Annotated in this window: 13 protein-coding genes; 12 read left to right on the plus strand and 1 reads right to left on the minus strand. The window is 49.5% G+C overall.

The window, feature by feature from the left end; genetic code table 11:
- Positions 1 to 70 precede the first annotated feature (70 nt).
- The 3 genes from HGH92_RS09295 (at position 71) to HGH92_RS09305 (ending at position 2,470) form a co-directional block, all read left to right on the plus strand.
- Positions 71 to 649 carry a Crp/Fnr family transcriptional regulator gene (locus HGH92_RS09295; protein WP_168870451.1) on the plus strand — a complete coding sequence of 193 codons (579 nt, stop codon included), beginning with the start codon at positions 71 to 73 and terminating at the stop codon, positions 647 to 649.
- 62 nt (positions 650 to 711) lie between these two features.
- Complete coding sequence (locus HGH92_RS09300; RefSeq protein ID WP_168870452.1) at positions 712 to 1,173, plus strand: ester cyclase; 462 nt, start codon at positions 712 to 714, stop codon at positions 1,171 to 1,173.
- A 412-nt stretch (positions 1,174 to 1,585) separates the two neighbouring features.
- Complete coding sequence (locus HGH92_RS09305; RefSeq protein ID WP_168870453.1) at positions 1,586 to 2,470, plus strand: helix-turn-helix transcriptional regulator; 885 nt, start codon at positions 1,586 to 1,588, stop codon at positions 2,468 to 2,470.
- Between the two features lie 29 nt (positions 2,471 to 2,499).
- Here the strand turns inward: HGH92_RS09305 and HGH92_RS09310 are convergent, their stop codons facing one another.
- Positions 2,500 to 3,117, minus strand: a complete 618-nt coding sequence (locus HGH92_RS09310; protein WP_168870454.1) for a redoxin domain-containing protein — start codon at positions 3,115 to 3,117, stop codon at positions 2,500 to 2,502.
- A 383-nt stretch (positions 3,118 to 3,500) separates the two neighbouring features.
- On the opposite strand from HGH92_RS09310, the gene HGH92_RS09315 reads away from it, so the two are divergent.
- The 9 genes from HGH92_RS09315 to cydB all read left to right on the plus strand — a co-directional run bounded on the left by HGH92_RS09315 (position 3,501) and on the right by cydB (position 15,518).
- Positions 3,501 to 4,625: an acyltransferase family protein gene (locus tag HGH92_RS09315; RefSeq protein ID WP_168870455.1), complete on the plus strand. Its 1,125-nt coding sequence runs from the start codon at positions 3,501 to 3,503 to the stop codon at positions 4,623 to 4,625.
- A 10-nt stretch (positions 4,626 to 4,635) separates the two neighbouring features.
- A complete protein-coding gene (locus tag HGH92_RS09320; RefSeq protein ID WP_168870456.1) occupies positions 4,636 to 5,649 on the plus strand; it encodes a sensor histidine kinase in 1,014 nt (337 codons plus the stop codon).
- Positions 5,646 to 6,353 carry a LytR/AlgR family response regulator transcription factor gene (locus HGH92_RS09325; protein WP_168870457.1) on the plus strand — a complete coding sequence of 236 codons (708 nt, stop codon included), beginning with the start codon at positions 5,646 to 5,648 and terminating at the stop codon, positions 6,351 to 6,353. The genes HGH92_RS09320 and HGH92_RS09325 overlap by 4 nt, the downstream gene beginning before the upstream one ends.
- 75 nt (positions 6,354 to 6,428) lie before the next feature.
- Positions 6,429 to 7,337, plus strand: coding sequence for a bestrophin family protein (locus tag HGH92_RS09330; RefSeq protein WP_168870458.1), 909 nt, complete (start codon positions 6,429 to 6,431; stop codon positions 7,335 to 7,337).
- A 122-nt stretch (positions 7,338 to 7,459) separates the two neighbouring features.
- Entirely contained in the window at positions 7,460 to 8,923 is a 1,464-nt protein-coding gene (locus HGH92_RS09335; protein ID WP_168870459.1) for a DUF3375 domain-containing protein, read from the plus strand.
- Between the two features lie 8 nt (positions 8,924 to 8,931).
- A complete protein-coding gene (locus HGH92_RS09340) occupies positions 8,932 to 9,528 on the plus strand; it encodes a DUF4194 domain-containing protein (protein ID WP_078669261.1) in 597 nt (198 codons plus the stop codon).
- A complete protein-coding gene (locus tag HGH92_RS09345) occupies positions 9,506 to 12,889 on the plus strand; it encodes an ATP-binding protein (protein ID WP_168870460.1) in 3,384 nt (1,127 codons plus the stop codon). The genes HGH92_RS09340 and HGH92_RS09345 overlap by 23 nt, the downstream gene beginning before the upstream one ends.
- A 197-nt stretch (positions 12,890 to 13,086) precedes the next feature.
- Complete coding sequence (locus HGH92_RS09350; protein ID WP_168870461.1) at positions 13,087 to 14,472, plus strand: cytochrome ubiquinol oxidase subunit I; 1,386 nt, start codon at positions 13,087 to 13,089, stop codon at positions 14,470 to 14,472.
- A gap of 11 nt (positions 14,473 to 14,483) precedes the next feature.
- Complete coding sequence (cydB, locus tag HGH92_RS09355) at positions 14,484 to 15,518, plus strand: cytochrome d ubiquinol oxidase subunit II (protein WP_168870462.1); 1,035 nt, start codon at positions 14,484 to 14,486, stop codon at positions 15,516 to 15,518.
- Positions 15,519 to 15,750: the final 232 nt, after the last annotated feature.

Below are 15,750 nucleotides of genomic sequence, written 5' to 3' on the forward strand. Positions count from 1 at the left end.
GAAAGGATTGTTGAAATACCTAGTAGTGAGTATTTTTACAGTATTACTACCGGTTTTTCGAATATCGCACATGAAAAAAACAATCGTTTGTTTCAACGAATCCATCCTCCACAGGTCGCAACTGGACAGTACTTCCAAAGAACTCATGTGGAACGCGGCACAAATCCAGTTGGTCAAACTGGGTGACCATCTCCTGCGGGCCGGCCAAACCTGTCAACATGTATGGCTCGTGGAGAAGGGCGCCTGCCGGGCGTTTTACGAGCACCACACCCGCGATGTCAACACCGCTTTTTTCTTTGAAAACAACTTTATCACCAACATGAAAAGCCTGCGGAACAATGAACCTTCGGCCTATCACCTGGCCACTACAGAGCGTTCCGTGCTTCTTCGCTGGCATAAGGACACTCTTGCCGCACTCTATCAGCAATCACCCGCCATCGCCGCTTTTGGCCGCGAACAGCTGGAACTACTGGCCATTGCCGGTGAAACACATGCCGACTGGCTCAAAACACATACCCCGGAAGAGCGCTACCAGTACGTATTAACACATCATCCTCAACTGGTACAACGTGTATCTCTTACACAACTTAGTTCCTATATCGGCATCTCCCGCGAAACGCTCAGCCGTATACGCCGCCGCGTTTTGTGACGTTTGACACAATACCGGTCGATGGCCTGCCGGTACCTTTGTGGCTCACAAAAAGCCATCATATGCATCTCTCTGAGCAAAAAGACCTGATCGTCCGCTTCATCAACGAAGTCTGGAATAACGGCAATACCGCCAACCTGGATACTTTTCTGCATCCCGCCTTTAAAGATTATTCGCTCCCGGCCAGCCTCCCGGCAGACGCCAACGGCCTGAAACAATGGGTATCCATGGTGCATGAATCGTTCCAGCCACTGTCTGTCATTGAGGAACACCTCGCCGAACCCGGCCATTGCATGGTCCGCATCTCCATGCACATGAAACATACCGGCTTGTGGCGAGGTATCCCTGCAACAGGACAAACCGCCATCACCAGCGGCTTCCGCTCCTTCGCCATCAAAGATGGCCGGATCATCGAACACCGGACACTGGTGGACGGCAACACCCTGGAACGGCAACTAAAGGCGTCAGCTGATATTACCGGATGCCAGCCCAAAACAACTGTCAACGGACAACTTCCGGGATAGGCAATACCGTTAGTAAGCTTTCATCTGGTCAATTCCCCATAGCCTGTTTGTGCGCAAAGTATGCCGGCCGCGCAAACAGGCTTCGCTGTTAGCTCCCCAACATAAAATGCAACCCGTCCTCCGCCACTGGCAAAACATAACGTGGTCAAGATCTCCCGTAAAAATGATTTTTATTTCAACAGGCAGGTAATACTTTATTATCTATTGGTTATACTTTGATAGTCTTTTCATTAATATATCAGGACAAATTTTCGCCGCCGCCCTGGATAAAATCAGCTATTATCAGTAATATTACATACCAGGTTCCACGCTGGGTTTTATTACAGGAACAATAAAAAAATGATGCTTTTTTATCCCTGCTGATGTTACAGGCAGACAATCAACACATTCCACGTTCACCAAAATACGGTACATGAAAAGCAAATTACTGCGCGAGATTACCCCGCTAACACAAAGCGATTGTTTTACCCTCTTCTCCCGGGAGAAGACAGCTTTCGATTTTCCGCTGCACTATCATGAAGAATTCGAGCTCAACTTCATCCAGCACGCAACCGGCGCGCGGCGCATCATCGGCGATCATATTGAGGATATTGAAGACCTGGAACTGGTGCTGGTAGGGCCCAACCTGCAACATGGCTGGTTCACCCACAAACATCAGGGCGGCATTATCAAGGAAATCACTATTCAGTTTCACCGCGACCTGTTCGATGAAAAGTTCCTGCAGCGCAACCAGATGAGCTTCATCAAAAATATGTTTGAACGCTCGCTCAGGGGTATCCTGTTTTCCCCCGATACCACACGGCAGATCATGCCCCGGTTGGTGCACCTGCCACAAAAACAAGGTTTCGATTCAGTATTGGAACTAATGTCCGTACTGCATGACCTGTCTACCAGCCGCAACATGCGCATCTTATCAGACGCCAGTTTCAGCAACCTGGAAACATTTTCGTATAACAGTCGCCGTGTGCAGAAGGTAATGCATTATCTCAATCACAACTTCGACAAGAATATTTCCCTGCACGAGGCCGCTAAGCTGGCAGCTATGACAGACGTGGCTTTCAGCCGTTTCTTTAAAGCGAGGATTGGTAAAACGTTTGTGGACACACTGATAGAAATAAGGCTGGGGCATGCCTCCCGGATGCTGATAGAGACCACGCATACCGTTAATGAGATAGCTTATAAATGCGGGTTCAACAATATCTCCAATTTCAACCGCATCTTTAAAAAGAAGAAGGACTGTACACCCAAAGAGTTCCGGATGACTTACACAGCCTCCGGAACACGGACATTTGTATAATGTAACTGCAACGGTTATACGTAATATTATTACGCACTGATGGCCAGTTGTTTGTCCACTACAGACAACAGCTCGTCTGCAGAGAACTTTTGTTCCAGGTAAATATCTGTAAAGCTATAGGTGATTTCGAGGGAAGGAGTGATCAGATAAACTGCCGGAACAGGCACGTCCGCATTTACGCCGGCAACACGGCCCCAGATAGGATCAGTTTCTTTGTAAATACCGGCCTTCCGGGCTATACGATGCTGGGCATCCCGTACCACGTCAAAAGGCAGCGGCTCACGGTTGAATTCGGCGAAGTGCTTTTTGCTTTCGCTGGACAGTACCAGCAAACGCGCTCCGGCAGCTTCTATGGCAGCATGTTTCTCAATTAGTTCGGCTATCAGCGCATCTCCGTAACCATTCCAGTTCACAGAATAAAATGCCACCACCAACGGCTGCGCTGTCAGTAAATGCAGGGAAGTAACGCCTGTCGCATCTTTCAGCAAAGGGCCACGGTTGATCACCTGCTCATCTTCCAGGTAAAAATCCGAAAAAAACTGTCCGGGTATTAACGGACGGATATGCTCCCGGTTCTTTACCGGACTGGGGAACTGATCGGCAATCGGGGCTGGCAGGTAGTCTGCGTAACGGTGTAAGGTAGACATGCTCGCTGTTTTTAATGGCTGATAAAATGTCCGTTGCAGGGGGTTTTATCACGCTTTGGTTTATAATAATGATACAAAGATAGGGGAAAAAATCTATTATCCTACTAATTCTATAGACTATATGTGTTTGAAAATATAATAGATTGATTTTTAAAGTGTTGAAATGTAATATTTTTTTGGAGAAATAAGGGGAGAAGGACATTGAGATAAAGGATCAATAGGAAGAGAGGACCGATGGAAAGGAAGACCAACAGGACATAACCGGTATCCAAAAGCAAAGCCCCCGGCACGCCTGCAGTTCGTCAAAGGTTTCCTGCAAATGGTCAAAACACAACCCGCCAAAATATCCGCAGCGCTTAGGTTTGCGCTAAAACACCATTCAGATGCAAACAACAACCTGCCGACTGGCTTACCTCGACTGGCTCAGGGCACTGGCCATACTGGGCATTTTCCTGTTTACCGCAGCCCGGCCGTTTACGCCGCCCGCTACCAGCGAACAGCCTGACCAGGTAAATTATATGCTCAACAGCAGCTGTATTCCCCTGCTGTTTTTCCTCTCCGGGGCCGCCTCCCTGCACATGGCCCTAAAACGTAACAACACCAAAATGGTGCTGCTATGGATACGCCGGCTACTGGCGCCGCTGCTCACCAGCCTGTTCGGGCTGCTGCCGCTCCTCATCTGGCTTGGCCATTGGGAAAGCGGCAGCACCGGAACGCTCTGGTCCTACTACGGCACGGCGGTAAAACAGGCACTGCATCCGGCCAACTGGTACCATCTCTGGGTGGTAGTATGTCTGGCCCTTTATATGGTGATGATGCTTCCGCTGTTCCGTTGGCTGCGAAAGGCTTCGGCGCGTAAGTTTCAACAATCGCTGCTGTGGTTCGTTCCCGGTCAACGGATATTTCTCCTTCTGCTGCCCATAGCGGCCCTGTTCATTACGGGGCTGCTGCTGGGTTCCTCCGGGCACCTGCTCGTTTTCCTGTACTGGTGGCTGCTGGTAGTACTCGGCTTCTTTTGTATGATGCAACCCCAACTGATGGACAGTCTTGAACGTAACCGCCGCTACTCCCTGATATTATTGCTGATCGCCGTTTCCCTTGTCATCGCCGGACAAAACTATCATGCCGGCCCGTTGGCAGCACTGATGATGGAGCCCGTACACGCCGGCCTCTGGGTGTTTTGCCTCACAGGTTACGGTAAAAGATACCTCGACCATGAACATCGCCTTCGGACGTACGTCAATCTCTTTGCGTGGCCTTTTTACCTGCTGCAACAACCGCTGATTATCATTATAGCAGGCTTTGTGCTCAACTGGCAATATCCGCCGGTACTGGAATACATTTTTGTGACGCTGAGCAGCTGGCTTTTAGCTGTCATTATTTTTAATGTGTTGATCAAACCTTTTGTGATCACCCGTTTTTTCTTTGGCGTAAAACCCGGCACACCGCCGGTCGCCACCGGCAAAGTGGTGAAAGTGCAACTGCCCCAGTCCGAGTTTTTTTACTAACTTGATTCCGATGGAACAGTTCTGGCGCAAATACATTTTCCCGGTCGTATATGCCTTCCTGATTTATGTCAGCATGCGCCTGATCAATGCCGTGCTTACCGGCTTCCGATTTTGGGAACGGCCGTTGCTGGAAACGTCTATAGAATGCGTACTGCTGTCAACAGGATACATTTACGCCTGGATGCTGAACTACCTGCTGCAGTATTATCAACGCCAACCCAAGCCCGGCCCCGTGATCAGGGAATACCTGGTGGTATCGGCAGTGATCATCGCCTTCACCGACGGCATCATCCTGCCTATCCAGCATTTCACCGGAGAGCGGGGATGCCAGCTGTATGATGTGATCAACCTGACGCTGATACCAACCTTGTTCTATCTGTTGTACTATGTGATCAAACGTGCCAACGCCTCCCTGCGGAAAAGCTATGAACAGCAACTGTTGCTGGAGAAAATCAGCAACGACCAGCTCCAGACAGAGCTCCGTTTCCTCAAAGCCCAGTTCCATCCGCATTTCCTGTTCAATGCACTGAACACCGTCTATTTCCAGATGGACGAAAGCGTAGGCACCGCCAAACATACCGTGGAAAAACTGTCCGAACTGCTGCGCTACCAGCTGTACGACCATCAGCAAACCGTTGCCGTGGGAAAAGAACTGCAATACCTGCAATCCTATATCGACCTGCAACGAAGCCGTATGAACGAACACCTCCGGCTGACCGTGGAAATCGACGACCAGCTGAACAAACAAAGCGTATACCCGTTATTGTTATTACCACTGGTGGAAAACGCATTCAAATACGCCGGCGGCGAATACTGGATCAATATCTCCGCCAGCCTCCGGGACGATTGGCTGGTATTTCATGTCAGCAACGCCATACCTGCCATAGAAATGAAACAGAAAAAAGGCGGCATTGGCCTGGAAAACCTGCGCCGACGCCTTGCCCTCCTTTACCCGGGCAAACATGAACTGGCCATCTGCAACAGCCGCGAGAACTATTCGGCAGACCTAAAAATTGCGTTATGAAGATCAGCTGTATTATCACCGACGATGAACCTGTAGCCCGTAAAGGACTGGCCGGATATGTGGAAAAAATAGACTTTCTCTCCCTGGCAGGCGTCTGCGAAGACGCCCTGTCGCTCAATAACCTCCTCCGCCACCAACCGGCCGACCTGCTCTTCCTGGATATTGAAATGCCTTATATCAACGGCGTGGAACTACTGGAAAGCCTGCCTCATCCGCCAAAAGTGATCTTTACCACCGCCTACGAACAGTACGCCCTCAAAGGCTTTGAACTGGACGCCATCGACTATCTCATGAAACCCATCTCTTTTGAACGCTTCCTGAAGGCCGCCAACCGGGCCCGGGAGGTATTGGCCCCCTCAACGCACGTTCCTGTGGCAGAAAGGGACATCTACATTAAAACCGGGGAAAAACTGGTCCGTGTACTGCTGGAAGACATTATCTTTATAGAAGCGATGGAAAACTACGTATATATCCATACCACGCACGGCCGGTACCTGACCCATTCCACCCTGAAAGCGGTAGCGGAAAACGTAACCGGTCCGGAATTTGTTCAGACCCATAAATCGTATATCATCAACACCCGGAAAATCACCAGTATAGAAGGCAACAGGATCATGATGGGACAGGCTTCCGTACCGGTGTCCAGAGGACTGAAAGACAGTGTGATGAATACCATTTTAAAAGACAAGCTGCTAAAAAAATAAATCGGATGATATCTGAAGCTGTCAGGGAACTAAAACCGCTTTAAATATCAAAATACCCAAATATCAAAATGACATATGCTGCTGAAACACCGACTCTCGCTCGCCCAGATCTTTACCTTCACCTGGAAGGTAGACCTGATGTTGCTGCTCTGCTGTACCCTCGTATATTTTGTTGATAAATACTGGCTGTCCGCCCATATAGCCATTCCCGTGGCCGTATCTGCCGTACTGGGTACCGCCATCGCCTTTTTTATCGGCTTTAATAACAATCAGGCTTATGACCGGTGGTGGGAGGCCCGCATGATCTGGGGGGCGCTCGTCAACGACTCCCGTTCCTGGGCCAGAAGCCTGCTCCACTACACGCAGACCGACGGTGACCAGGAGAAACAGGCCTTCGTTCGCCATATGATCTACCGCCACCTCTCGTTTGTATATGCCCTGAAAACCAACCTCCGGAAACTCCCCGACGACTACTACACCCGATACCTCACCAAAGAAGAAATCGACTACGTTCAGCAACATCAAAATATTCCCAACGCCCTGCTCAACCTCCAGTCGGCCGACCTGCAACAGCTACGCCAGTCCGGCGTGGTAGACGGTTTCGCTTTCCTGGAACTTAACCAGATGCTGGTCAACCACTGTGATCAAATGGGCAAGTCAGAACGCATCAAAAACACCGTCTTCCCGCCCAGCTACGTCTATTTCACCCGGCTGTTCATCTGGTTCTACGTGATCATGAATACCCTGATGATGACCGAGTCCATCGGCGCCTGGGCCATCCTCTTCGGATGGGTGTTTGGCTTCGTTTTTCACGTCACCCATCTCAACGGCATCACCCTCATGAACCCGTTCGAGTACCATCCCCTGGGCATTCCACTGGACAGCATCTCCCGCACCATCGAAATAAACCTCATTGAACTGATGGGAGAAGAGCCCGTGCCACAGCCGGTAAAGCCCAAGTTTGACGGGCTATATATTATGTAAAAATTACAAATTACGAATTACGAATTGCGAATTTAGGGTCCTTATGGGGCTAAATTTCTAAAAAATGGCCAATAATCAGTCCCCAATTCGTAATTCGTAATTCGTAATTCGTAATTTTACGCATGACTTATGATCAATTATGTAATCTATATGCCCAGTCGATCACACTAAAGATACTCCGGGCACGTAGCGCGCCAATGATGTTGTCATTTTTTCACCAAACATTCAAGGAGAAAAACCATACCACCGTTCCCAATGTGGAACTGGTCACCCGTTTGTCTGATTACCTGGTAGCCACCGGCTACCGCGCCACAGACGACGAAATAGACGCCTCCGCCCTGCTCGACAACGAAGATGAAAGAGCCAGGAAATATGTGGAACAATGGAGCAATAAGGGCTTCCTCCGGAAGTACCCCGACGACGACGGCAACGATATCCATGAGCTCAGCAGCGACATGGAAAAAGTGATGCACTGGGTGTCTACACTCCAGAAAAGGGAATTTGTGGGCACAGAAAGCCGCTTTAAAGACATCTTTTCCAAACTGAAGGAACTGGTGGACCAGAGCAACAAAGATCCCAAACAACGTATACAGGAACTGGAAAAAAAGAAATTCGAGATAGAACAGGAGATCAAAAGCATCACCATCTCCGGAAGGGTACAGGTCTTCGACGACACCCAGATCAAAGAAAGGTGCTACGATGTAAACCGCATGTCCAGAGAGCTCCTCAGCGACTTCAAGGAAGTGGAGCATAACTTTGAACAGATCACCCAGGAGATATACCGCAAACAAAGTGAACGCGATATCGCCAAAGGCGCCCTCCTGGCTTATACCCTCGACTCTTTCGAAGCCCTCCGCCAGAAAGACCAGGGCAAAAGCTTCTACTCGTTCTGGCAGTTCCTCATGGACGAATCCAAACAGACAGAAATGCAGCAGCTGATAGAAAAACTCTACAGTCTGCTCGAAGAACGGAACATCGAATACAAAAATGACCGCTTCCTCAAAAAGCTGAAACAGTTCCTCCATGCCTCCGGCAAAAAAGTGATCGACGCCAACAAAAAACTGAGCGATAAACTCAGCCGCGTACTCAGTGAGAAAAACCTCACCGATCACCGCAAAGCCATGGAGCTCATCAACGATATACGCCAGCTGGCCTTCCAGACACTGGACGATATACCCGGCGAAGAATTTTATATCGATATAGAAAGCGACCCGGACATAGATATGCTGGACCGCTGGGAGATGGCAGAAGACAAAAAAACACACCCCGACGTGGAATTCCCCGAAGGCATCGGTGGCAACGACTTCTCCGACTCCGATATGGACGCGCTGTTCAATCACTTCAATATTGATCGCACCCTCCTCGAGGACCGCATCAACACCCAATTACAAAACAAAAAACAGATCAGTTTGAAGGAACTGGTAGATATCTATGGCACAGAAAAAGGGCTGACAGAGCTCATCACCTATTTCTCCATCGCCAGCCAGTCATCCAGCCACATCATACTGGAAACACCTGATCCGGTATCCCTGGGCAACCGCGTCATCAACATGCCGATGGTGCTGTTTACAAACTCTCAAAACTAACATGAAACATGGCCGATAACAATATTTCTCCCTTTGCGCACGTGTTCCTGAAACTCATGCAGGGCCCCGTGTACGAAGAAGACAAAGCTTACTGGAAAGACCTGCTGGGCTGGCAAACAGAACTCAGCAAATACCTGAACCAGGTAGGACTGCAACTGATCATCAACGAAAGCGACGGCTTCGCCCGTATCCTGCAACCCGAAGCAGACGATACCTCCGGCGACAAGCCCCTGCCACGCCTGATGCGTAAAACCAGGCTCACCTACGAAGCCACCCTGCTCTGCATCGTGCTCCGCGAAGCCCTCGATGAATTTGACATCAAAGGCAACGGTACCCGGCTGTTCATGACACAAAAGGAAATCAAGGAAAGGCTCGCCCTCTTCTTCAAAGAGCGGAACAACAAATCCAAACTGCTCAAAGACCTGAACAAACCCATCAACAGCCTGCTCAACATCGGTATCCTGAAGGCCACACGCGAAGACGCCGCCAATAAGGAACTGCATCAGTACGAAGTAAAAAGGGTGATCAAAGCACTGGTCAACAACGAAAAACTGGAAGAAATCAAATCAAAACTGAAATTGCATGTCAACCCTGTTCAACAGTGATTCAAAAGAAAGCGGGTTCCGGTTACAATATCTTGAAATATATAACTGGGGCACGTTCCATAATAAAATATACCGCGTAAACACCAGTGGCCAGACATCGCTGCTCACCGGCGCTAACGGTAGCGGTAAAACGACATTGATCGACGCCCTGCTGACACTGCTCGTGCCCGCAGGCAAACGCTTCTATAACCAGTCATCCGGTACGGACCAACGAAAAGACCGCGGCGAAGAATCCTACTTCTGGGGATACTACGGCAAAACCTTCTCGGAAGACTCGCTGCAATCCAAAACCGAACAGCTCCGGCACAAGGAAAACAACCCGTATTCCGTACTGCTGGCCTATTTCTATAACGCCGCCACCATGCACCAGATCACCCTGGCGCAGGTACGCTGGTATTCCGGGGAACTGAAAAGACAATTCATCGTTTCCCCCCACAAACTCAATATCAACGACCACTTCGGCGCCGGTAAATTCGATATGAAAGGCGACTGGAAAAAGAAACTCCGCCTCGAATATCCCAAAACAGAAATCACCGACAGCTTCAAGGAATACGCCGCCCTCTTCAGCAATATCTTCGGCCTGCGCAGCGAAAAAGCCCTGTCACTCTTCAACCAGACAGTCGGCATCAAAGTATTGGGCGACCTCAATACCTTCATCCGCAGCCAGATGCTAGAAGAAACCGATGCAGAAGGCGAATTCCTGAAACTGCGCGAAAACTACGACAGTCTCCTGTCCAGCCACCGCGCCATCCAGAAAGATGAAACCCAGCTTAAAATGCTGGAACCCATCATCGCTAATAAAACAGCCTGGCAGGAACTGCAGGACCGCAACCGCGAGCTGCAGATGCTGCAGGACATACTGCCTGCCTGGTTCAACAAACAGGAAAAAGACATCCTGGAAAATGAACTGGAAGCGCTGCAGAAAGAACAGCAGAAAACAGCCACCATCCTCAGCAGCATCAACGAACAGCTGCAAACGATGAACCTCCGCAAGGATGAACTGATTGCACAGAAAGCCAATAACAGCGTCGATGAACAACTGCGCTCCATCGAAAAATCCATCCACTACGAACAAAAAGCCCTCGAAGGGAAACGTAACAAGATGGAAGAGTACAACATGCTCGCCGACAGGCTGGAACTGGCCCCCAATCCGGACGAACAGCAGTTCCACGAAAATATCGCCGGCGCGGAAATACTGAAGGCCGCACACGACAAACAGCTGGAAACGCTGCAGGAAGAGATGTTCCACTACAAAAGCAGTCTCACCGCCGAAAGGACACAGGTAACACGGCTGGAAGAAGAAATCGATTCCTTCCTCAACCGTAAAAACAATATCCCCTACGAGCTGGTGCGCATCCGTCAACAGCTGGCAGACATGCTCGATGTACAGGAAGACGACCTGCCTTTTGTAGGTGAACTGATACGCGTAAAAGACAGCGAAAGCCGCTGGGAAAGCGCCATCGAAAAAGTGCTCCACAACTTCGGCCTGCGCCTGCTGGTGCCGGAAGAGTACATCATGGACATCAACAAATACATCAACTCCAACAACCTGCAAACACGCCTCGTCTACCACAAAGTGGAAGACGAAAACTATACCATGCTCAGGATGCCTACCGAAAAGGAAAGCCTCCTGCAAAAGATAGAAATCAAACCCGGCACCATCTTCAAAGAATGGCTGCAAAACCAGCTGCTCGACCAGTTTGATTATACCTGCACCGATGATATGGCCGTGTTCAACAAGTCACGCAAAGCCGTTACCTCCAACGGACTAACGCGGCAGGCTACACGCCACGAAAAAGACGACCGCCCCAACCGCTCACAACAGAACAACTACGTGCTCGGTTGGAACAATAAAAACAAGCTGCGGCTGCTCAAAGCGGAACAGGACGAATGTAACAGCAATATTGAAACCCTGCAGCACAGCATTTCACAGCTGGAAAACAGCCGCAAGGCCATCACCACCGCCAACACCCTGCTGAACGCTTTCCTCTCGCTCCGCAACTACAGCGAGATCAACTGGCAAACACATGCCGGCGTCATCGAATCCTTCGCCAGGGAAAAAGCACAACTGCTGAAAACCAGCGATAAATACCAGGTGATCTGCGATCAGCTCGACGAAGCCATCGCCCAGATACAGGACAAAGAGAGAGAAAAAGAAAGGGCCTTGCAGGAAAAAGGCCGTATCGATGATAAAGCGGCCGATAAGCTGCGTCATTTCAATCAGCTGAAAGTAAATCCGCTGGACGATATCTCGCTGCAATACGTGCTGGAATACCTCTCCGACCTGTCGCTCACCGAACCGGCCGAAACCACCGCGGAACTGGCATCTTACCGCAAACGGGCTGACGACAACCTGAAAGCCACCCTGCACGACGCCATGCGCCAGCTGGCCGAAAAAGAAAGCGAAATCACCCGGCAGCTGTCAGCCTTCGTGATGCCTTCCAAAGCCATCCACGACGCCTATCCGGAATGGCTCGGCGACGTCAGCGACCTGCAGCCACATGTCCGGTACCTCGACGAATTCACCTCGCTGTACGAAAACATCAAATATCAGCGCCTCATCGAGCATAAGGAACGTTTCCGTAAATATATGGACACCAGTATGCTCAATGCCATCACCAACTACCGGGCATGGATATACGGCCAGGAAGACCTGATCCGCGAAGTAATGGACGATCTCAACGAACCGCTCCGTAACATCACCTTCAACAAAAACCCGGACACCTATCTCCAGCTGGAATGCCGCCACGTTAAAGACGTGGAGATACGCAATTTCAAAGAGAAACTGAGCGGCGCCGTACCAGACTCCATGAAATACCACCTGGAAAAAGATGAAGCATATGGCGAACAGCTCTTTGAAAACATCAAAGTGCTGATCACCGAGCTGCAGCAAAATGAAGCATGGCGCCGTAAGGTAACCGACGTGCGTAACTGGCTCGACTTCGGGGCTAAAGAATACTATATCTCCGATAACAAAGCCTTTAAATATTACGAAGATACCGCCAGCCTTTCCGGTGGTGAAAAAGCACAGTTCACCTACACCATCCTGGGCGCTGCCATCGCCTACCAGTTCGGCATCAATGAAGCCAACCGCCAGCACCGCAGCCTGCGCTTCATCACAGTGGACGAGGCCTTCAGCAAACTGGACCCTGAGAAAAGCCACTACCTGATGGAATATTGCGGCCAGCTCAACCTCCAGCTGCTGGTGGTAACACCACTGGACAAACTCAATATCGCTGAACCGTATATTCACGCCTGTCACTTTGTGTCCAACAAAAACAAACGCGACTCCGTGGTGTATAACTTCACTATGGAAGAATACCGGGAAAGGAAAAAAGAATTTGAAACCATGGAAGCCTGATTTCCTGCCAAATATCATTCAACATACAAAGCGTGAAGGTCAACAGCAGTTACCTTCACGCTTTATTTTTTTGCGTTAGCATTCCCCCGATAGTACTGGTTTACCTCCCCAAAATATTATATATTTATACATACATGATAAACATCAGGTTGACAGATTGGAGCAGCTACTAACTTTGTGACCATAATCCGAGAATTATGCCTTCTGTTGAAATACTATCCAGGATACAGTTTGCCTTTACCATTGCCTTCCACTACATCTATCCTCCGCTGAGTATCGGGCTGGGGTTATGTTTGGTGATTATGGAAGGGTTGTACCTGAAAACAGGCAAGCTGCTGTACAAAGAAATCACGAAGTTTTGGATCAAGATCTTCGCATTGATATTTGGTATCGGCGTAGCCACCGGTATCGTCATGGAGTTTGAGTTCGGCACCAACTGGGCCACCTATTCCCATTATGTAGGCGATATCTTTGGCAGTGCGCTGGCAGCAGAAGGCATCTTCGCCTTTGCCATGGAATCTGCTTTTCTCGGCGTATTACTGTTTGGGTGGGACCGGGTACACAAAGCCGTGCATTATTTTTCCACGATCATGGTAGCCGTAGGCTCAGCCCTGTCTGCCTTGTGGATAGTGATTGCCAATTCCTGGCAGCAAACGCCGGCCGGTTACCGCATTGAAGGGCACGACCTGGGCGCCAGGGCCGTGGTGACTGATTTCTGGGAGATGGTCTACAATCCTTCCAGTATGGACCGTTATGCACATGTGATCATCGGTTCTTTTCTTGCAGGCGCTTTCCTCGTCATGAGCGTAGGCGCATGGTATATCCTGAAAAAACGTTTCGTGGAACATGCGCAGGCCATGTTTAAAGTAGGGCTGTCTGTAGCCGTAATTGCCGCACTGGCACAGCTTTTCACCGGCCACCGTTCCGCCCACTACGTCAGCAAATACCAACCGGCCAAACTGGCCGCCATGGAAGGGCATTATGATAGTCTTGCTGTGGCTGACATGTATATCATCGGCTGGGTCAATAATAAAGAAGAAAAAACCACCGGCATTAAAATCCCAGGGGGCTTGTCTTTCCTGACACATGGCAGCTTCAGCGCGCCCGTGGAAGGCCTGCATGCCACTCCTCCACAGGACAGGCCGCGCGCGGTCAACTTCGTTTTCCAGACCTATCATATGATGATCTCTATCGGCGTGGCGCTGATTGGCCTCTCCCTGCTGGCGCTGATATTACTGTGGAGAAAGAAACTGTTTCAGCAGCGCTGGCTGATGATCATATTCGCCTGGGCCGTGTTACTGCCACAGATCGCCAACCAGGTAGGCTGGTATGCGGCAGAAGTAGGCCGTCAACCCTGGGTGGTATACAAACTGTTACGCACCTCCGACGCACTGTCCAGAAAAGTAACGGCCGACCAGGTGATGTTTTCTCTGATATTGTTTACGCTGGTATATATGTTGCTGTTTGTGCTGTTCCTTTATCTGCTGAACCGTAAAATACAGCATGGGCCGGACGTAGCGGGCAGCAAGAGCGATGACCATGACCAGTACTATCCTAATAATTTGGCAAATCTTCCTTCTTAAAATACAGTTGCATGGAAACAATACTCGGACTGGACCTTCCCACCTGGTGGTTTTTAGTGATCGGCGGACTGATCACCGGTTACGGCGTGCTCGATGGATTTGACCTCGGAGCAGGCTCATTACATCTGTTTTTTAATAAAGAAGAAAGCCGGCGCCTGGTGCTCAATGCGATCGGACCTGTATGGGACGGTAATGAAGTGTGGCTGGTAATAGCCGGTGGCGCGCTGTTTGCCGGGTTCCCGCTGGTATACGGCGTTATATTTTCCACCTTCTACATTCCCTTTATGTTGTTTTTGGTGGCGCTTATTTTCAGGGCGATCTCCATTGAATTCCGCAGCAAGGAGCCGTGGCCCTGGTGGCGGAAGATGTGGGACATCTCCTATACCGTTTCCAGCACGGCCATTACGTTGCTGCTGGGACTGGTGTTGGGCAATCTTATCCACGGATTACCAATTAATAAAGAACATGAATTTACCGGTAACCTGTGGACCTTTTTTAATCCCTATGCCATCCTGATAGCCTTCACCACTTTGTCACTGTTTATGCTGCATGGGGCTATTTATCTGGTGATGAAGACTGAAAACCGCCTCTATGCCAAGCTGACGATCATGGTGAATAATTGCAGTAAATTTTTCATTCTGTGTTTTATTCTAACGTCGATGGCTACACTGATATACATTCCGCATATGACGCACCAGTTTAAAAATCATCCGGAACTGTTTATCCTTCCTATGGTGGCGGTATTTATCCTGTTGAACATCAAACGGAACATCGACGCCAGGAAATACTTTACCGCCTTTTTCTATTCCTGTATCATCACTTCCTGCCTGCTGATTTTATTTGCGGTAGGGCTGTACCCTAATATTGTATTGTCTACTACTGATCCAGCCTATAGTATCAGTATTTATCAGGCCGCCTCCTCCAACAAGTCACTGAAGATCATGTTACTGATTGCTGCCGTTGGCACACCGCTGGTGATCGCCTACAGTACTTTCGTTTTCTGGACTTTCCGGGGCAAGGTGAAGCTCACCGATATGAGCTATTAACAATCCTGATGACAACAAGGGCTTCAGGCCTAAAAGTCACACGTTAATACTCGATACTCGCTAAAGACAACAGAAATGACATTTCCAGTAAGCGGGGAACCTAAAATTAAAGGAGAACTTATTGTAACCCAGGGCTTCAGCCCTGGGAAAAAAACAGGCCCCCGCAAGAAATTGCAGGGGCTTACCATTTAACCTATATTCTGTACTGTAGCATCGTGTTTGTGTATCTCTG

Origin of the sequence: Chitinophaga varians, from assembly GCF_012641275.1 — a bacterium.
Classification (GTDB): Bacteria; Bacteroidota; Bacteroidia; order Chitinophagales; family Chitinophagaceae; genus Chitinophaga; species Chitinophaga varians_A.